This is a genomic window from Micromonospora vulcania, from assembly GCF_042658605.1.
Lineage (GTDB): Bacteria > Actinomycetota > Actinomycetes > Mycobacteriales > Micromonosporaceae > Micromonospora > Micromonospora vulcania.
Genome location: NZ_JBHSQS010000008.1, coordinates 145,916 through 162,806 on the forward strand (window position 1 = coordinate 145,916; position 16,891 = coordinate 162,806).

Here is a 16,891-nt window from a genome sequence, read left to right on the forward strand (position 1 = left end):
GAAACGGGGGCACCCACCGTCGCGTTCGACGGTGGGTGCCCCCGCGGCATTTCTGCGCTAGCGCGTCATCACTTGTTCGCGGCCAGGGCAACCAGGGCCTGAGCGGTACGGAAGTACGGGCTGCGGCCGAGGTCGCCGACGGTGACGATGTTGAACGCCTCCTTGAGCAGCTTGGCGTCGCCGGCGCTGACGCCGGTGAGCGCGTTCACCGGGGAGTCGACCAGCTCGGCGAGGCTCTTCTCCTGGTAGGCCTTGACGACCAGCTTGCTGAAATCGGCCGTGACGGTCATGCGCGCTCCTTCGGTTGTACGGGCGGGGCACCCCGCCCAAACGTGAAACTTCCGGATGAATTAGATCATCGGATGTCAAGACCATCTACAAGGGACAACCTCGTCACTCGGCGTGATGGGATTCCGGCAGTCGATGCTCCAGGTCCGTGATGATGGCGCGCAGTTGGGCCAACTGCTCGTGGACCGAGGGCTCGCCCGGATCATCGGAGGGCGTCGGCACGGAGGCCTGCGCCGCCGCGGCGCGCTCCTCCTGATGGGCCTCGTCGAGCGCGTTCATGACCACGCCCACCAGCAGGTTGGTGAGCAGGTAGCAGGCGCTGACCATGTACGAGACGTAGAACACCACCGCCCAACCCGTGACCTCCCGGCCGGCCTGGAGGGCGTCGGTGATGCCGTCGAGGGACAGCAGCAGGAACAGGGTGAGCATCGCCTGCCCCACGGTGCCGAACCGATCGGGGTAGGCGTTGCCGAACAGCATCCAGCCGACCATCGCGTACCCGTAGAGCACGAGGACCATGACCAGCAGGAAGCTGCCGAGCCCGGGGAGGCTGCGCCGGATCCCGACGAGGATGACGCGCAGGCTGGGGAAAAGGCGGAACGCGCGGACGATGCGGACCAGGCGCAGCAGCCGCAGCATGGTCACGTTCTCCCGTACGCCGGGCACCAGTGGCGCGACGACGATGAGCAGATCGAAGACGTTCCACGGGTCGCGGAAGAAGCCGACCGGATCACGCAGGTGTGCGCCGAACCGGACCACCAGCTCGATCACGAAGTAGCCCAGGCACACGGACTCGACGGTCCGCAGTGGCGCGTCGGACACCAGCCCCGTCTTGTCGTACGTCTCCAGGCCCAGCACCAACGCGTTGACGACGATGACGACGAAGCTCGCCAGGTTGAACCAGGATCGGCCCACCAGCTCCTGGCACGCGTCGGCCAGCCGATGCCCCCGACGTTGAACAGCACTCGTCATGACTCTCCTTGGCCCGCCCACTACCGCGCTGCACACTAGGGCGTCCAGGTTTCGGGAAGCGGGCGGGATGGCCACAAAGGATCAACAATCGCCCTGGCCACCATGAACGACAACGGCGGCCACCAAGATCGGTAACCGCCGTCCTCCAACCCCGCCCCCACCCCGCCCCGCCCCCTTTCCGCCCCCGCCCCCGCCCGCCCCCCGGCCCCGCCCCTCCCCGCTGCTCTCCCCGTCGATCTAGGGCAAATCGCCGTGCAGCGAGATCCACTAGCAGCGATATGCCCTAGATCGACGAGAAGGAGGGCGCGGGGAGGGCGCGAGGAGGGGGAGAGGGAGGGGGGATTACGCCTTTGGGGGCGCTTCGGCTGCTTCGTCGCTCTCGGCTTTGTCCTCCTCGTCCGCGGCCTTTGCCGGGGCGGGCAGGGTCCAGGAGAACTCGATCTCGACGGAGAGCTCCGTCTCGCTCTCGCGCTCGATCTCCAGCTCGCACCGCACGGTGTCCGCGACAGCCACCGCGCCGGCGGCGCCGTAGAAGATCCGGCCGTCAGACTCCAACTGGTTTGCCAGCTGGCGCAGCCAGGCGGCCAGGTCGGCACGTGACACCGTACGGGCGTCCTCGTAGATATCCATGCCGGCCATGCTCGCACTCCACATAGGACACGGGCGGGGTGGGTTCGATCTTGCACGACCCTGCCCACATGATATGGATCTTGGGGTGCGGGTGCTGAGGGGCGGCGAGTGGGTAATGGTGGGCAATGAAGTCGACCTGGAAACCTCACGAGAAGCACGGCGGGCTGACGGACAAGGACAAGCGTGAGCTACCGGAGAGCGTGTTCGCGTTCCCGGGCAGACGCAAGGAGCCGATGACCGACGCGGGCCATGTCCGAAATGCCCTCGCGCGGTTCGATCAGGTGCAGGGCGTGAGCGACAAGGATCGCGAGCTGGCCTTTCAGAACATCCTCGCCGCGGCAGCGCACTACGGCGTCGACGTCGCGGAGACCGACTGGCACCAACTGGGCCGGCTGCCGCACACGCCCAATCCCGCCCATTGAGGCAGGTATCTCCACTCTTCGGATAGGTTTGCCCGCCCTGGGTAGACGGCGCGAGTGCCCGCAGACCAGGAGCCGGCAGCCGAATTCGACCCGGCACCGCACGGGCGGTCCCGAGCGGGCCGGACGCTCGCCCGCGTGCAGGAGGCGGGACGGCGTGCGCTGCGGGCCCGCGCCTGGCGGTTGCGCCTGTTCGGGCTGCTCGCGCTTCAGGCCGGCATCGCGGCGGCGATCGCCTGGTTCGTGGCGTACCGGTTCCTGGACAATCCCACTCCGATCTTCGCGCCCACCACCGCGGTCGGCATCGTGGCAGCCTCGATGGGGTCACGCCTGCGACGCACCGTCGAGTTGTTGGGCGGGGTGGTGCTCGGGCTCGCCGTCGGCGACACACTCATGCCGCTGTTCGGCATCGGGCCCTGGCAGACCGGCGCGGTCGTCGTGCTGGCGATCATCGTCGCCATTCTGCTCAAGGGCGGCGGCTCGCTGCTCACCCAGGCCGGCGGTACGGCGGTGCTCGTCGCCACGCTGGAACCTCCCGTACGTGACCCTTCCATCCCCCGCTTCGTCGACGCCGCGGTCGGAGGGCTGATCGGGCTGGCGGTCGGTCTGCTGTTGGTACCCATCCATCCGCAACGGACGGTGCGGCGACTGGCCGAGCCCGTTCTCGATCCGGCGATCACCGCCATGCACGACCTGGCCGCTGCGCTTCGTGCTCGGAACCTGGGCGGGGCCGAGCGCAGCCTGCGTCGGTTGCGGGACCTCGACCCCCGGATGACCGCGCTGGACGACGGGCTCAACGCCGCCCAGGAGGTGGTGCGGCTGGCGCCGTTACGTTGGCGTGAACGGCCATCTCTGGGCTTCTACACCCGGGCAGTCCGGCATCTGGAGCGCAGCCTGCACAGTTGCCGGTCCATTACCAGGCTGCTCACGACCGCCCTCAAGGATGATGAACCGATACCGGCCGAGCTTCCCGCGGCCATCGACCTGCTCGCCGCGAGTGTGCAGACTCTCAGGTGCACGATTCGCGCCCGTGCGGAGCCCGTGGAGGCACGCCAGCAGATCCTGACCGCCGTGGAGTTGGCCGGCCGGGCACAGGGTGAGATGACCCGGGACCCCGCGCGCCCGCACACCCACCGTCTGGGCTACTCGGGGATGATCGCCGTGGGTCTCTTCCGTACGGCGGCGCACGACCTGCTGATGGCCAGCGGGTTGGACGCCGGCAGGGCCGCCGAGTTGGTGCGGGGGGCGATGGATCGGGACGAGCGGGATTGAGCGGCGGGGTTCACCGCGAGGTGCACCGCCGCCTCCCGTCAGTCGAAGAGCCCGGCCGGCGGCGTGTGCCGGCCCTCCTTGGCGTGCGAGTAGTCGCGAGCCTCGGCCACCAGGCCAGCCTCGTCGAAGCGCAGCACGGTGCACCCGGAGATGGTCATGGGCTGGTCCTTGACGTGGATCACCGCCCAGTACTCCACCGCTGCCGCGTCGCCGTCGACCCGCGGCTCGGCGAACCACACCTGAGCGGGGCGAGACTCCTCGGCGAAGCACTCCTCGAGATAGACCCGAAGGCCGGAACGCCCACGGTACGGACGGAACAGTGAGGCCCAGTGCTCGCCGGTCTCGTGCTGCAGGGCGACGATCGCGTCGACGTCCTGCGCCGGCCAGGCGTCGGTCCAGGTCCTGGCCCAGCGCCGGGCCGCCTCCCGTGTTTCCATGATCGCCCCCTCCGTGGATCCGCGTCTCGGGTCAGCGCACTTCGTACCACCGGCCCCCGACAGGCCGGCGACACCGCTACTGGTCGACCGCCAGCCGCGCGACCGCCCGGGCCAGGATTTTCGCGCGCGCCTGCGGAGTGCGGGCCTTGAGCAGCGGCAGGATCACGGCGTACCGAGCGGAGCGGCCGAGTCGATCGAAGGCGGCGCTCGCGCGGGCGTCACCGGCCAACGCGGCCGTGAGATCGGGTGGCACCTCGTGGGCGCGCTGCGACTCGTACGCCGAATCCCAACGTCCGTCGGCCTTGGCGGCCGCGACCTCGGCGAGCCCGGCGGACCGCATCCGCCCGGCGGCGGTCAGCGCGTCGACCTTCGCGACGTTGACCTGGGACCACGAACTCCTCGGTCGCCGGCGCGAGTAGCGCTGGAGGAACGACACGTCGTCGAGGCCCTTGCGCTGACCGTCGATCCAGCCGTAGCAGAGGGCCACGTCGAGGGCGTCCGCGATCGAGATCGAGGAGATCCCCGAGTGCCGCTTGGCGATCCGCAGCCACGCCTCGCCCCGCACCTCGTGCTGCGCCACGAGCCAGGACTCCCATGCCGCCGCGTCGGGGAAGTCGAGCACCTCCATGTCATGCCGGCTTCCTCGACGAGAGAACGTCGAGGTAGTGCGGGTTGTTCATGACTCCCAGCAGGTTGCCGAACGGGTCGACCACCGAGGCCGTGACGAACCCCTCGTCGCCGTGCGGCGTGATCGGTTGGTACTCGGTGGCGCCCATCGCCTTCAGTCGCGCGACGGTGGCGTCGAGGTCGTCGACGTGCCAGTGCATGACCGCGCCGCCGGGGCCGCTCGCCGCGCCGGGTGGGCCGTACCGGCGGTCGATGATGCCCAACTCCCCCTGGTAGTCGCCGATGCGAAACTCGGTGTAGGCCGGGCGACCGTCGGGTCCGGGTCGCATGAAGTAGGCCTCGACGCCCAGGAACTCCGCGTACCACGCGGTGGCCGCCGCCACGTCGTCCGCCCAGATGTTGAGTGTCGCGAATCCTCGCAGGCTCATCAGGTGTCCTCTCGTCGATGTCTTCTGCGGCCACGCTATCGGCGATTGTGGAAGCGGCGCTTCCGCAATGACCGGGTGAACGAAAAAAGTCGCATGCGCATCTACGGTGGTCAGGGGCGGTTCGGGCATCCCGGTTTCCTCCCTAAAGACCGGTTGTACTTGCGATGGCAACAAAGTGCGACAACGATGTCTTCAGTTGCTGTCGATGCACTGGAGGTTGCACATGCGAGCAAGAGCAGGCAAGACCGGCGCGGTTCTGGCCCTGTCCGCGATCATGACCGCCGGGCTCGGCGTCGCCGCTTCGCCCGCCTCGGCCGCTGCGTTTCCGGCCCCCGGCGCGACCTTCTACACGGGATGGTTCACCACCGAGGTCGGGTACTTCCCCACGGCTACCGGCGTCTGCACGCCGCTGCCGCAGGGCGCGGACAGCCTCATCGCCACGACCCCCGTCACGAACGTCTCCATCTACCGGGCGGCCGACTGCTCCGGCTCCGAGACGGCAGTAGGCACGCTCCGGAACTGGGAGCCGAACGTTTTCAAGAGCTTCATCGCCAGGTGACAGACGTCGGGGCGGGCGGCATTCAACCCCTTCGCCCGCCCCGGCCCCTGCCCCGGCAGCCGATGCCGCGCCGTTGGGGCCGTGTATCACGACGCCTTTCGGGTAGTCGCCGCCGTCGGTGTGGCGAGGGGCGGGGGGTCAGCGTGAGACCGAACTACCCGGGAGTGGAGGAGCACGGCCTGATCGGCGATCTGCAGACCGCCGCCCTGATCGACAAGGACGGCACGGTCGACTGGTTCTGCGCGCCCCGCTTCGACTCGCCGAGCTTCTTCGGCGCCCTGCTCGACCGCCGCAAGGGCGGCTACTTCCAGCTCTCGCCGCACGGCGTCAAGTACACCAGCAAGCAGCTCTACCTCCCCGGAACGCCGATCCTGATCACCCGCTTCCACAGCGCGGACGGGGTGGGCGAGCTGTTGGACTTCATGCCGGTCACCGGCGAGCAGGTCACCGACCGGCACCGGCTGATCCGCCTGATCCGGATGGTCCGCGGCACCATGCGATTCCGCTTCGACTGCCGCCCCAGGTTCAACTACGGGCGCGATCCGTACGAGTTGGAGGTGAACCCGGAGGGCGACGTTTTCCGGAGCCGCACGCTGACTCTCACCCTCAGCGCCTTCAAGGAGTCGGAAGGGCTGGTCGGCCCGGAGGACGTCCGGCGCGACGAGGAGGGCGTCTCCGCGTACTACACGCTGCACGGGGGTGACATCGGCGGCGTGGTCCTGGAGACCGCCGGCCCGCACCCTCCTCGCGCGCTCAGCAAGGAGCATGCCTGTGAACTGCTCGCTGAGACCCGCGACCACTGGCGACGGTGGCTGAACGGTTCCCACTACACCGGGCGCTGGCGGGAGATGGTCGAGCGGTCGGCGATAACGCTCAAACTGATGACGTACGCCCCGACCGGTGCGCTGATCGCCGCGCCCACCACCGGCCTGCCCGAGCAGGTCGGCGGGCAGCGCAACTGGGACTACCGCTACACCTGGATCCGGGACGCGTCCTTCTCCGTGCACGCGCTGCTCTGCCTCGGCTTCGACGACGAGGCCCGGCGCTACCTGCACTGGCTTGACGAGCGCATCTGCGAGGCCGCCGACAGCGACCAACCGCTGCAGATCATGTATCGGGTCGACGGCTCACCGCACCTCGACGAGGAGGTGTTGGGGCACCTGGAGGGGTACCGCGGTTCGGCGCCGGTACGGGTGGGCAACGGCGCGGCGGGTCAGCTGCAACTCGACATCTACGGCGAGGCGCTCAACTCCCTGGATCTCGCTGGCCGAAAGGGGCTGTTCGTCTCGTACGACGGATGGCGGAAGACGACTGACCTGATGGACTGGCTCTGCGAGCACTGGGACGAGCCGGAGGACGGCATCTGGGAGACCCGGTCCGGCCGGCAGGATTTCACGTACGGGCGGCTGATGTCCTGGGTGGCGCTGGACCGTGCGATCCGTCTCGCCGACCGCCGCGGGCGCCCCGGTGACATCGCCCGCTGGACCATCGAGCGCAACGCCATCTACGAGCAGGTGATGACCCGCGGCTTTCACCCCGGGCGGCGTGCGTTCGTGCAGCACTACGGCAGCGACATCCTGGACGCCGCACTGCTCGTGATGCCCGGGGTCGGCTTCATCGCGCCGACCGACCCGATGTGGCAGTCGACGCTGCGGGCGATCGACTCCGAGTTGGTCTCCGACAGCCTCGTCTACCGCTACGACCCGAAGGCCTCGCCGGACGGCCTGGTCGGCACCGAGGGCACCTTCAGCATGTGCACCTTCTGGTACGTCCAGGCCCTCGCCCTGTCCGGCCGGCTCGACGATGCCCAGCTGATCTTCGAGAAGATGCTCACCTACAGCACCTCGCTGGGCCTCTACTCGGAGGAGATCGCGCCCAACGGTGAGCAGATCGGCAACTTCCCGCAGGCGTTCAGCCATCTCTCGTTGATCAGCACGGCGGTCAGCCTCAACAACCTCCTCGACGAACGGAGTTGACCTCGGGCCGCGCCGGTCAGAAGAGGGTCAGGGGCTCGACCGGGATCGGCTCGGGCAACGCTTCGAGCTCGGGTACGCGGCTGCGTACCTCGTCGTGGAAGCGGCGGGCGAGCACGGGCGCGTCGGCGTTGTCGGGTGTGTGGACGAACATCGTCGGCGAGCGTCCCTCCCGCAGCCAGCCGACGACGATGTCGAGCCAACGCTGCCACCCCTCGATCGTCCGCGTGGGGTCGTCGCGACCGAGGTAGCGGACGATCGGCCGGTCGGTCAGCGCGAGCGCACGCAGCGGCACGCGCGGCTTCTTGATCCAGGCATCGCGTTCCGCGTCGCTGGTCGGCGGGCTCGCGAAGAACGCGGTGGTGTCGAACGGGATCCACTCGGCGGCCACGGCGTCGAGGGCCTCGGACAGGAGGCGGGTCGCCCGAGGTTCGGCGAAGAACGCCGGATGGCGGACCTCCACGGCGTACCGGTGTGACCGGGGGAGCTGGCTCAGGAAACGGCTCAGCGTCGGTACGTCGGCGGGCGAGAACGACCCGGGCAGCTGGATCCAGAGGGCATGGGCGCGCGGGCCGAGCGGCTCGATGGCGTCCAGGAAGGCGCGCAGCGGCTCGTCGGCGTCGGTCAGCCGACGTTCGTGCGTGATGACCTTGGGAATTTTGAGTACGAACCGGAAGTCGGGATCCGTCTGGCGGGCCCACGAGGCCACGGTGTCCCTCGCCGGAGTCGCGTAGAACGTGGTGTTGCCCTCGACGGCGTCGCACCAGCCGGCGTAGTGCCGCAGGCGTTCCTGCGGCGCGAGCGGATGCGCCAGCAGGCGCCCCTGCCACGCCCTGTGGGACCACATCGCGCATCCCACGTGCAGACGCATGACCACTCCTCATCCCAGGTGAACGGACCCCACCGTATACGCGCGGCCGGACGAGGCAGGGCCCGGGCGATCGCCGGGGAGATCGTCCGGATGCCCGCCCCGGCCGCCGTCGCGCGCCGCCTACCGGAGTACGCCGAGGCCGGCTGACGCGTCGGCCGGTTGTCGGCGGTTCGGCGCGGTCAGGAGGTACGCCATTTCTGGTTGTTGCCGCCGTTGCAGTCCCAGATCGCGACGGTGGAGCCGTTGGCGGTGGCATTGCCGATGACGTCGAGACACTTGCCGGCGCCGACCGCGAGGATGCTGCCGTCGCTGTTCAGCCGCCACTGTTGATTGGCCTGACCGTTGCAGTCCCAGATTTCGACCGCGGTGCCGTTGGCGGTGCGGTTGTCGTACACGTCGAGGCATTTGCCGCCGGCGGTCCGCAACTCTCCGGCGCTGGTGCGGGTCCACTGCTGGTTGTTGGCGGCGTGGCAGTCCCAGATGATCACCAGCGTGCCGTTGGTCTCGTTGCCGTTCGGTACGTCGAGGCAGCGGTTGGAGCCGACGCCGCGCAGCACGCTCGTGCCGCCGCCGGGCGGTGGGGTACCGCCGCCGGAGACGATGTACATCGCCGCGCCGTGCGATGGCACGGACGCGCTGATCGTCGGCCCGGAGCTGCCGGTGGTGTGCGCCCACAGGTCCCGCACCGAGTAGCTCGACGCGCTGCCCAGCCCGAGCGCGGACGCGGTGGTCGAGACGGTGGCCGTGCCGCCACCCCGGTTGAGCAGCACCACCGCGGCGGAGCCGTTGGCCATCGGCTTGAGCCAGACCTCCTGGTCACCGTTGTCGCTGATCTTGTTGCCCTGCCGGCCACCCCAGTCCTGGTTCACCGCGATGACCTCGGTGTTGGTCAGGATCGACCGGGTGGTCGCGCTCATCGAACGCAGGTCGTTGCCGGCGATCAGCGGCGCGTTGAGCAGCGACCAGAGGCTGAAGTGGGCCCGGGACTCGGTGTCGGTCAGGCCGTTGCCGACCTCCAGCATGTCCGGGTCGTTCCAGGCGCCGGGCCGGGCCGAGGCAGCCCAGCCGGGCTGGGCGTCCAGGATGCCCATGACCGAACCCCAGTTGCCGGCGATGTCGCCGGTGGTACGCCAGGAGTTGCCGGTGGCCGGCCCCCACGTGCCGACGCCGTCGTTACCCCAGTTGCAGATCGCGAACAGGATCGGTCGGCCGGTACGAGCCAGCGCGTCCCGCATCGCGGTGTACCGCTGCTGGCCGGTGCGGCCCTGGGTGTCGCCGCAGTTGTCGTACTTGAGGTAGTCGATGCCCCAGGACGCCCACAGGTTTGCGTCCCGCTGCTCGTTGTTGAGGCTCGCCGGGTAATCGGCGCAGGTGGTGAGCCCGGCGGAGGAGTAGATGCCGAGCTTCAGGCCCTTGCCGTGTACGTAGTCGGCGAGTGCGGCGATCCCGTTGGGGAACTTCTGTGGATCGGGGACCAGGTCGCCGTTGCCGTTGCGGCTGCGCGTGGACCAGCAGTCGTCGATGTTGACGTACTGGTAGCCGGCGGCGGCCATGCCACTGGAGACCATGACGTCGGCGGTCTGCCGGATGAGAGCGTCGTTGACGTTGCAGCCGAAGCTGTTCCAGTCGTTCCACCCCAGTTGCGGGGTGCGGGCCAACCCGTTGTCCAGGGCCGCCGCCGGCAGGTCGGTGGTCGTGACGATGGTCGTGGTCGTCGCCGCGAGCAGCAGCAGCGCGGACAGAAGGCGAGCGGTTCTGCGCATCTTGACTCCTCGGCAGCGATCGGAACCCGTCGGCCGGCGGCTCGGGGTCGGGGAAGGGTCACCCGGAGCCAGGTCTGAGTCTTCTCCTGACATAGCAGATCGTCAATGTTAACCGGGCGGAAACATCGGACGTCGGCGGGCCGCTCCGTGGGATCGTCAACTTGTGGTTGACGAGAAGGTGCCGTCAACCTATGGTTGACGCATGACGGATCCCATCCAGATCAGTAACGCAGTCAAGCTCGACGACCTGATCCAGGCGATCAAGAAGGTGCACACCGACGCGCTCGATCAGCTCACCGACGCGGTGATCGCCGCGGACCACCTCGGCGAGGTCGCCGACCACCTGATCGGGCACTTCGTGGACCAGGCGCGGCGCTCGGGTGCGTCCTGGACCGACATCGGCCGGAGCATGGGGGTCAGCAAGCAGGCGGCACAGAAGCGCTTCGTGCCGAAGGTGTCTCCCGAGGCTGCGGCGGCGCTCGACCCGAACGCCGGTTTCGGGAAGTTCACCCCTCGGGCTCGCAACGTGGTGATCGCCTCGCAGGAGGAGGCCCGGGCCAGTGGGCACGCCGAGATCGGCACCGAGCACCTCGTGCTGGGTCTGCTGGCCGAGCCCGAGGCGCTGGCCGCCAGGGCGCTCGCCGGTCGAGGTGTGTCCCCGGAGGCGGTGCGGGACGCGGTGGCGGCGGTCCTCCCGCCGCGGGCCGAGCAGGTCCCGGACCTCATCCCGTACGACGCGCGTGCCAAGAAGGCGCTGGAGCTGACCTTCCGGGAGGCGCTGCGGCTCGGGCACAACTACATCGGCACCGAGCACATCCTGCTGGCCCTGCTGGAGCAGGAGGACGGCAGCGGCGTGCTCACCGGCCTCGGCCTGGAGAAGGCGGCCGTCGAGGCCGACCTCAGCGCCGCCCTCGCCGAGGTGGTCAAGCGAGCCGCGCAAGGTCCCGACGTTCCGTAACGCCAGCACGCGGAAGGCCGGCTCGCGCCGACCTGGAGAACGGACGCCGATCGTGTTCGCCAGGCCGGCGCGTAGCCGCGCTGTCCGGTGTGGATGGACCGCATAAGCGGAAAGTCGTACATGCGTTCTCGGGACCATGGACTCGATATCGCTCCCCTAGCCTCGGGTAGCCGTGCCGCTACCGGCCGGCATGTCCACATCGCTACACGGGGGAGCGGAATGAGAAAGACCTATAGACGTGCGCTGCTGCACGCGTTGACAACGGCCACGGTCTTGACCGTGGCCTCCGGGATGCTCGCCGTGCCGGCGTACGCCGACGCACCAACGCCGGCCGAACGGCAGCGCTGCGTCGACCTCCTGTTGACCGGCGGTCCGGAGGTCGTCCGAGCCGCCGAACTGGCGTTGACCGGCTCGGACGCGGACCTCCGAGCCTTCCTGGACACCGGCCTGGCCGCTGCTCAGGCGCATGACGATCGAACCCTGGTGGCGCAGTATCAGGCGGCGGGCGGCAGCACCCTGCGCACTGCCGCCGAGACCGCCCTCGCCGGCTCACCGGCGGATGTCCGGACCTTCCTCGACGGTGGCTACGAGCAACCGCTGACCATCGACCTGCGAATCAAATTGGGTCAGGTCATCTCCGTCGGTGGACCGCAGACCAAGGCCGCTGGTCAGACCGCGTTGAACGGGAGTCCGCAGGACGTCCTGAACTTCTTCTACCTGGGGTTGGACCAGGCCCGGACGCTCGACGACCGGGTTCGGGTCGCGCAGATCATCAGCGCCGGTGGCCCGGCGGTCAAGGAGGCCGGCCAGCAGGCCCTCAACGGTGGCACTTCGCAGGACCTGCGGGAGTTCCTGATCACCGGGCAGAACGTGGCTCGGGCGCGCGACCAGGAGATCAGCACGCTCTCCCTGCTCGTCAGTCGGGCCAAGGAGGCGGGTGAGCTGGCCGCGCAGGAGACCGAGGCAGCCAAGATCGCCTCGGCTCAGGCGTTGGAAGCGTCCCGGCTGGCCAAGGAGGCGGCCGAGCGCGCGAAGGCCGAGACCCAGGCCGCCCAGAACTCCGCCGAGAAGGCGTCCAGGGCTGCGGCCCGGGCGGCCGACGCGGCGGCACGCGCGGCGGACGCGGCACGGACCGCGGTCAGCGCGGCGAAGGCGGCGAACAACGCGGCCCGCCTCGCCTCGAACGCTGCGGCTCGGGCCGCCTCGGCCGCGACCCTCGCTGGTCAGTCGGCGTCCAAGGCGTTCGGCGCGGCCGCCGCGGCGGCGACCGATGCGACCAAGGCTGAGGCGGCCCGTCAGGCTGCCGCCACGGCGCGGAAGGTGGCGACGGACGCGCGTAAGGCAGCCGACGCCTCGAAGGCGGCGGGCGATGCGGCGCTGGCGGCAAGCGGAGCGGCGGTGAGCGCGGCCAACGCCGGGGCGAACTCGGCCGCTGCGGCGGCTGCGGCGGCTGCGGCCGGCGGGCAGTCCAACGTCGCGGCGGCAGAGGCGGCGAAGGCCCGGGCTGCCGCCGAGGCCGCCCAGCGCAACGCCGCTGTGGCGACCCGTGCGGCCAACGAGGCCGAACGGTTCGCGCGGCAGTCGGCGCAGGCTGCCAACCAGGCGTACCAGGCGGCGATGGACGCGGCGGCACACGCGACCGCCGCCGCCGCCGCGGCCGACGACGCGGCGGCACACGCCGGCGACGCCGCGACCGCCGCAGCCAAGTCGACCCAGCACGCGGCCGGCGCACTGGCCGCCGCGAACACCGCCACCGACGCAGCGAACCAGGCCGCCGCGGTGGAGGAGGCGGCGCGGGTCGCCGACGTGGAGCGGCTGGCCGCCCAGACTGAGCAGGGCGTGCAGGACGCCACTGAGGCCCGGCTCGCCGAGCAGGAGAAGTTGGCCAAGGCTGCGGACGACGCGGCCGAGGAGGCCCGGCTGGATGCGCAGACGCGGCAGTGGTTGGCCGAAGCCAGCGCGCCGGGCGCACCCACGGCGACCGTCCTGTCCAGCGGGCGTCACGCTGCCGCCCGACTCGTCCAAACCGGTGGTGAGTGGACCCAGAAGGCGGCTGCGGAGGCCCTCGCGGGCTCCGAGGCCGACCTGCGGACCTTCCTGACCACCGGCCGAGCCGTCGCGGCGGATGAGGACGACCGCGCCCGGGTGCGGCACATCGGCGCCCTCGGCAAACCCGCCCTTCGCGAGGCCGCCACGGCGGCCCTCGCCGGTGACCACGACGACGTCGCACAGTTCCTGCTGACCCGGGAGTACGCGGGCAAGGAGGTGGACGACCGCATCCAGATCGGTCAGCTGATCAATGCCGGCGGACCCACCATGGTGACCACGGGTCAGGCGGCGCTCAACGGGACTGACGCCGACCGGCATGCGTTCCTGACGACCGGGCAGTACGCCGCTGCCGAAGTCGACGACCGGATCAAGGTCGGCCAGATCATGTCCGCTGGCGGACCCGAGGTGAAGTCCGCCGCCCAGGTTGCCCTGGCGGGGCCCCGCGCCTACCTGAAGAACTTCCTCGCCGACGGGCAGTTCCGGGCGCAGCGACGTGACCTGGAGGCGGTCACCCACGTGGCGCGGGTACGCGGGTTGGTCGCCGAGGCGGCCGGCTACGCGGCCAACGCGCGCAAGGACGCCGCCGAGGCGGCACGGGTCGCGGCGGTGGCCCGAAAGGCCGCCGAGGATGCGGCGCGCTACGCGGCGGAGGCACAGCAGGCGGCCAGCCAGGCCGCAGGATTCGCCACCCAGGCGTTGCAGTCGGCCCAGGCGGCGGCGGCATCGGCGATTCAGGCGGCGCAGTCGGCCCAGGTAGCCAAGGCCGCGGCCGCCTCCGCGCGGCAGAGCGCGGAGAGTGCCGCGGCGTCGGCCGCCACGGCCGCGGACGCCGCGGCGCGGGCCAGTTCGTACGCCAGCGCGGCCTACGATGCCGCGGACCGCGCCCGCGCCTCGGCCTTGGCCGCCGGTAGGAGTGCGGACCAGGCGGCTGCCGAGGCGGCCGCGGCGTTGGCCGCGTCGGTCGAGTTGCAGCGGCGCGAGGCCGCCCAGAACCCGGGTGGGCCGGCCGACGGGCCGCCGCTGGATCAGTCCAACGGCGACGATCCAAGGCGTTGGGGAAATCGACTGATGGGCAACAACGCCCTCGCGGAGGCAGCGCTGCAGCTCTGGGGCGGCAACTGCTTCACTGGCGCCAAGCAGATCATCTGCACCGATGTGGATACGCCAGGTGAACGCACCATGACAGTCGGCGATTACTTGCTCACCCACAAGTCCCGTTCCGAGCTCGACCAGAAGCTGGGGGAAGAGGCCGGAGATCGGGCGGACCTGCGGGCCATGGGCGTGGACGCCAGCACCTACGGCCCCAACCTGCTCGAACACGAGGCACGACACTCCGACCAGTGGCAGTACTTCTCACCGGGCCACTTCCTCGGCCTGTACTACATCGGGCAGGGCATCTCGTACCTCACGACGGGCATGGAAGGTGTCGGCAGCCCGTGGGAGGTCGGTGCCAACCCGTACATGGGCGGGTACTGGGAATACGGTGTTCCAATTACGGTCCCGGTCATCTACCCCAGGTGCATCTTCGCGCTGTGCTTCTGATTGGAGATCGATGACCCAATCACGTGTCCGGGCGGTGGGCGTCCTGGTGACGCTCGCCGCCCTGGCGGTGCTCTCTGCCTGCAGTCCTGCGGAAAAGCCGGTGATCGCGCTGCGCGTCGTCGACGGGCAGCCGACGGTGGTCCTGGCCGAGTGTGCCGTCTTCTCGGCGAAACGGATCGCCGTCTTCACCACCAAGCTCACGCCGACCGCGAAATGGGCGATCGAGCGTGATGGCGGCGAGGAGCCCGGGACAGTGACCCTGTTGCAGCCACCGCCCGGCTGGAGGGTTCTTGAGCAATCACTCGTCGCCTTCGAGCCGGACATCGAGTATTCCGTCGCCGCCCACGGCGATCGGAACGACGCTGAAACCGTGCGGTTCACCCTGGCCGAGGTGACCCGCCTTGGGCCGGAGCAGGTCCTCGTCGGCTCGGGCGACGAGCGGAAGGCGATCACCGAGACCGCCTTCCGCGAACGGGCCAAGAAGGTCTGCTGACGCTTGGGTCAGGAGACGTCGGGGAAGCCGTAACGCAGGGCGTGCTCCGGATCGGCCGGGTCGATCTGGCGCACGCCCGCGTCGGCGAGGCGCTTGTTGACCTCGTCGAGCTGCTCGCGTACCAGGCGGGCCTCCTCCTCGGTGACCCGTCCCCGGTGCGGCCGGCCCGCGTGGTCGAGCGTGCCGTAGTCGATTTTCTCGGCGCTCTTGCGGGCCTTCGGCGGACGGACCCGCTCGGCCGTCTTCAGCAACTGCGCCATGGGTACGTCGGTGGCCATCGCGTCGAACTCGCTGGCGGTCAGCACCACCCGGCGCGGCTCGCCGCCGCCGTGCCGGTCGTGGATCTCGACCACCGCCACGTCCAGCGCCGCGTCGTCGATGTTCTCCACCTCGGTCGGGGTGGCGTCCAACTGCACGGGCCCGGCGACCAGGTCCGGGTGCTCCAGGACGACGATGCGGACCACCTCGTCATCGGTCTGCAGAACCGTGCCGCTGAAGTCGGAGACCTGGATCGTCTTCTTGCCCATGCGCGGAGCTACTCCTGTCGTAGGCCGGGATTCCGGACCAAGAGAAATTACCCGACAGGTGTGCGAAAGCCAGCGCTGGACCTCCCCGGTGTGTCGTGCCGGGTGCCGCGGAGGTTGCCCCTCGGCGCTGTGTCAGCGGGTGTTGAGGCCGCGCCGGGTGGAGCGACCGGCCGGCAGCTTGTTCAGCTCGGACCAGGGCAGCGCATCCGGGTCCCCCGTGGTGCGGATCCCGCGGTATCGCGGCTGGGCCGGAAAGCGCCCGGAGGTGTCCGTCGCCCGCCAGAATCGCTCGGGGTCCTGCTGGTGGCGGTCGTTCGGCTGAATCGGCATGACCATACCGTCGCAAACAAAGGTGTCCAGGTATGGAAATAGATATGACGGTCTATCCGTGACCCTCGTCGTCATGACCGTCCTGTGCTGGACGTCGGGGCGGAGCGCAGTCCAGCTTTCATTACGAAGATCGATCGTTTGATCAGCGCGTCCCCCTTGGCGTCGAGCTGGTAGCCCTCCAGCCAGATCCACCCGTCGTAGGTGATCCAGTCGAGCACCCGGATCACGCGGAAGAGGATCGGGTGAATGAACTGCACGCTGGCCGTACGGCTCACGTAGAGCAGTTCGCCGGATCGGGGTGTGGTCACGGCAGCCACCCGAGGAACCGGCGTCGGAGCGCATCGGCGGGTGCCCAGCTCATGTCCTGGCCGGCCGAGGTCAGGCAGAGGCTCAGGTAGTACGCCACCCGCACCCGGTCGCGCCCGTCCAGCAGTTCGGCGCGGCGTGGGGCGCAGGGCCAGGGCCGCCCGCATTCCTCGCACAACCACAGGGGCAAGACCGGTTCGTGCTTCGTCATCGGCTCTCACCCGGCCAGTGCCCGCGATTGATCGGGATCCTGTGTCTCGCCCGGCAGGGCAGCTCGTTACCGCACCTACAGACGTTCCGCCACTTGATCCACGACCACACCGGCTTGTGCCGGCGGGCGAGAGTCATTGCCACCGCGACCAGGTACTCCTTGTAGCTCACTCGCTGGCCCACGTTCCCTCCTTGTGAAGGTCGCGACTGCGGGACCACCCAGGGTTAATCGACCGC

19 protein-coding genes are annotated in these 16,891 nt (G+C 69.7%); 7 read left to right on the forward strand and 12 right to left on the reverse strand.

The window, feature by feature from the left end:
• Nucleotides 1–68: 68 nt before the first annotated feature.
• From ACFQGL_RS15615 to ACFQGL_RS15625, 3 genes are all read right to left on the reverse strand, one after another.
• Complete coding sequence (locus tag ACFQGL_RS15615; RefSeq protein WP_377512066.1) at nt 69–290, reverse strand: hypothetical protein; 222 nt, start codon at nt 288–290, stop codon at nt 69–71.
• A gap of 103 nt (nt 291–393) precedes the next feature.
• Nucleotides 394–1,260, reverse strand: a complete 867-nt coding sequence (locus tag ACFQGL_RS15620; protein WP_377512069.1) for an ion transporter — start codon at nt 1,258–1,260, stop codon at nt 394–396.
• A gap of 342 nt (nt 1,261–1,602) precedes the next feature.
• A complete protein-coding gene (locus ACFQGL_RS15625) occupies nt 1,603–1,890 on the reverse strand; it encodes an amphi-Trp domain-containing protein (RefSeq protein WP_377512072.1) in 288 nt (95 codons plus the stop codon).
• A gap of 125 nt (nt 1,891–2,015) precedes the next feature.
• Between ACFQGL_RS15625 and ACFQGL_RS15630 the strand changes: the two genes are divergently transcribed.
• Both ACFQGL_RS15630 and ACFQGL_RS15635 read left to right on the forward strand, forming a co-directional pair.
• Nucleotides 2,016–2,312, forward strand: coding sequence for a DUF6582 domain-containing protein (locus ACFQGL_RS15630; RefSeq protein ID WP_377512075.1), 297 nt, complete (start codon nt 2,016–2,018; stop codon nt 2,310–2,312).
• Between the two features lie 54 nt (nt 2,313–2,366).
• Nucleotides 2,367–3,581, forward strand: coding sequence for an FUSC family protein (locus ACFQGL_RS15635; RefSeq protein WP_377512078.1), 1,215 nt, complete (start codon nt 2,367–2,369; stop codon nt 3,579–3,581).
• 38 nt (nt 3,582–3,619) lie between these two features.
• On the opposite strand, the gene ACFQGL_RS15640 is transcribed toward ACFQGL_RS15635, so the two are convergent.
• The 3 genes from ACFQGL_RS15640 to ACFQGL_RS15650 form a co-directional block, all read right to left on the reverse strand.
• A complete protein-coding gene (locus ACFQGL_RS15640; RefSeq protein WP_377512081.1) occupies nt 3,620–4,018 on the reverse strand; it encodes a nuclear transport factor 2 family protein in 399 nt (132 codons plus the stop codon).
• 76 nt (nt 4,019–4,094) lie between these two features.
• Nucleotides 4,095–4,646 (reverse strand): YdeI/OmpD-associated family protein, encoded by a 552-nt coding sequence (locus ACFQGL_RS15645; RefSeq protein WP_377512084.1) that lies wholly within the window; start codon nt 4,644–4,646, stop codon nt 4,095–4,097.
• A 1-nt stretch (nt 4,647) separates the two neighbouring features.
• Nucleotides 4,648–5,073, reverse strand: coding sequence for a VOC family protein (locus tag ACFQGL_RS15650; protein ID WP_377512087.1), 426 nt, complete (start codon nt 5,071–5,073; stop codon nt 4,648–4,650).
• 223 nt (nt 5,074–5,296) lie between these two features.
• Between ACFQGL_RS15650 and ACFQGL_RS15655 the strand changes: the two genes are divergently transcribed.
• The gene (locus ACFQGL_RS15655) at nt 5,297–5,632 is read left to right on the forward strand and encodes a hypothetical protein (RefSeq protein WP_377512090.1); all 336 of its coding nucleotides are present in this window, start codon (nt 5,297–5,299) and stop codon (nt 5,630–5,632) included.
• A gap of 143 nt (nt 5,633–5,775) precedes the next feature.
• Nucleotides 5,776–7,608, forward strand: coding sequence for a glycoside hydrolase family 15 protein (locus ACFQGL_RS15660; protein WP_377512093.1), 1,833 nt, complete (start codon nt 5,776–5,778; stop codon nt 7,606–7,608).
• A gap of 16 nt (nt 7,609–7,624) precedes the next feature.
• Here the strand turns inward: ACFQGL_RS15660 and ACFQGL_RS15665 are convergent, their stop codons facing one another.
• Entirely contained in the window at nt 7,625–8,452 is an 828-nt protein-coding gene (locus ACFQGL_RS15665) for a DUF72 domain-containing protein (RefSeq protein ID WP_377512537.1), read from the reverse strand.
• Nucleotides 8,453–8,655: 203 nt separating this feature from the next.
• Nucleotides 8,656–10,239: a ricin-type beta-trefoil lectin domain protein gene (locus ACFQGL_RS15670; RefSeq protein WP_377512096.1), complete on the reverse strand. Its 1,584-nt coding sequence runs from the start codon at nt 10,237–10,239 to the stop codon at nt 8,656–8,658.
• 202 nt (nt 10,240–10,441) lie between these two features.
• Here ACFQGL_RS15670 and ACFQGL_RS15675 point away from each other — a divergent pair, with 202 nt between their 5' ends.
• The 3 genes from ACFQGL_RS15675 (at nt 10,442) to ACFQGL_RS15685 (ending at nt 15,281) form a co-directional block, all read left to right on the forward strand.
• On the forward strand, nt 10,442–11,197 hold the full coding sequence (locus ACFQGL_RS15675) for a Clp protease N-terminal domain-containing protein (protein WP_377512099.1): 756 nt from the start codon (nt 10,442–10,444) through the stop codon (nt 11,195–11,197).
• 219 nt (nt 11,198–11,416) lie between these two features.
• Nucleotides 11,417–14,788 carry an ALF repeat-containing protein gene (locus ACFQGL_RS15680; RefSeq protein ID WP_377512103.1) on the forward strand — a complete coding sequence of 1,124 codons (3,372 nt, stop codon included), beginning with the start codon at nt 11,417–11,419 and terminating at the stop codon, nt 14,786–14,788.
• A gap of 34 nt (nt 14,789–14,822) precedes the next feature.
• A complete protein-coding gene (locus ACFQGL_RS15685; RefSeq protein ID WP_377512106.1) occupies nt 14,823–15,281 on the forward strand; it encodes a hypothetical protein in 459 nt (152 codons plus the stop codon).
• 8 nt (nt 15,282–15,289) lie between these two features.
• Here ACFQGL_RS15685 and ACFQGL_RS15690 read toward each other — a convergent pair whose 3' ends face one another.
• The 4 genes from ACFQGL_RS15690 to ACFQGL_RS15705 all read right to left on the reverse strand — a co-directional run bounded on the left by ACFQGL_RS15690 (nt 15,290) and on the right by ACFQGL_RS15705 (nt 16,655).
• Nucleotides 15,290–15,808, reverse strand: a complete 519-nt coding sequence (locus ACFQGL_RS15690) for a hypothetical protein (RefSeq protein ID WP_377512108.1) — start codon at nt 15,806–15,808, stop codon at nt 15,290–15,292.
• Between the two features lie 132 nt (nt 15,809–15,940).
• Nucleotides 15,941–16,138, reverse strand: coding sequence for a DNA repair protein (locus tag ACFQGL_RS15695; protein WP_377512111.1), 198 nt, complete (start codon nt 16,136–16,138; stop codon nt 15,941–15,943).
• Between the two features lie 71 nt (nt 16,139–16,209).
• Nucleotides 16,210–16,446, reverse strand: coding sequence for a hypothetical protein (locus ACFQGL_RS15700; protein WP_377512114.1), 237 nt, complete (start codon nt 16,444–16,446; stop codon nt 16,210–16,212).
• Nucleotides 16,443–16,655, reverse strand: coding sequence for a hypothetical protein (locus tag ACFQGL_RS15705; protein ID WP_377512117.1), 213 nt, complete (start codon nt 16,653–16,655; stop codon nt 16,443–16,445). Before ACFQGL_RS15705 ends, ACFQGL_RS15700 begins: the two co-directional genes overlap by 4 nt.
• Nucleotides 16,656–16,891: the final 236 nt, after the last annotated feature.

Excerpts from the sequence above, each read along its gene's own strand:
- ACFQGL_RS15705 (WP_377512117.1), bottom strand. The coding sequence starts at position 16,655 with ATGACGAAGCACGAACCGGTCTTGCCCCTGTGGTTGTGCGAGGAATGC.
- ACFQGL_RS15675 (WP_377512099.1), top strand. The coding sequence starts at position 10,442 with ATGACGGATCCCATCCAGATCAGTAACGCAGTCAAGCTCGACGACCTG.
- ACFQGL_RS15615 (WP_377512066.1), bottom strand. The coding sequence starts at position 290 with ATGACCGTCACGGCCGATTTCAGCAAGCTGGTCGTCAAGGCCTACCAG.
- ACFQGL_RS15625 (WP_377512072.1), bottom strand. The coding sequence starts at position 1,890 with ATGGATATCTACGAGGACGCCCGTACGGTGTCACGTGCCGACCTGGCC.
- ACFQGL_RS15695 (WP_377512111.1), bottom strand. The coding sequence starts at position 16,138 with ATGCCGATTCAGCCGAACGACCGCCACCAGCAGGACCCCGAGCGATTC.
- ACFQGL_RS15680 (WP_377512103.1), top strand. The coding sequence starts at position 11,417 with ATGAGAAAGACCTATAGACGTGCGCTGCTGCACGCGTTGACAACGGCC.
- ACFQGL_RS15670 (WP_377512096.1), bottom strand. The coding sequence starts at position 10,239 with ATGCGCAGAACCGCTCGCCTTCTGTCCGCGCTGCTGCTGCTCGCGGCG.
- ACFQGL_RS15630 (WP_377512075.1), top strand. The coding sequence starts at position 2,016 with ATGAAGTCGACCTGGAAACCTCACGAGAAGCACGGCGGGCTGACGGAC.
- ACFQGL_RS15690 (WP_377512108.1), bottom strand. The coding sequence starts at position 15,808 with ATGGGCAAGAAGACGATCCAGGTCTCCGACTTCAGCGGCACGGTTCTG.
- ACFQGL_RS15640 (WP_377512081.1), bottom strand. The coding sequence starts at position 4,018 with ATGGAAACACGGGAGGCGGCCCGGCGCTGGGCCAGGACCTGGACCGAC.
- ACFQGL_RS15655 (WP_377512090.1), top strand. The coding sequence starts at position 5,297 with ATGCGAGCAAGAGCAGGCAAGACCGGCGCGGTTCTGGCCCTGTCCGCG.
- ACFQGL_RS15665 (WP_377512537.1), bottom strand. The coding sequence starts at position 8,452 with ATGTGGTCCCACAGGGCGTGGCAGGGGCGCCTGCTGGCGCATCCGCTC.
- ACFQGL_RS15650 (WP_377512087.1), bottom strand. The coding sequence starts at position 5,073 with ATGAGCCTGCGAGGATTCGCGACACTCAACATCTGGGCGGACGACGTG.
- ACFQGL_RS15620 (WP_377512069.1), bottom strand. The coding sequence starts at position 1,260 with ATGACGAGTGCTGTTCAACGTCGGGGGCATCGGCTGGCCGACGCGTGC.
- ACFQGL_RS15645 (WP_377512084.1), bottom strand. The coding sequence starts at position 4,646 with ATGGAGGTGCTCGACTTCCCCGACGCGGCGGCATGGGAGTCCTGGCTC.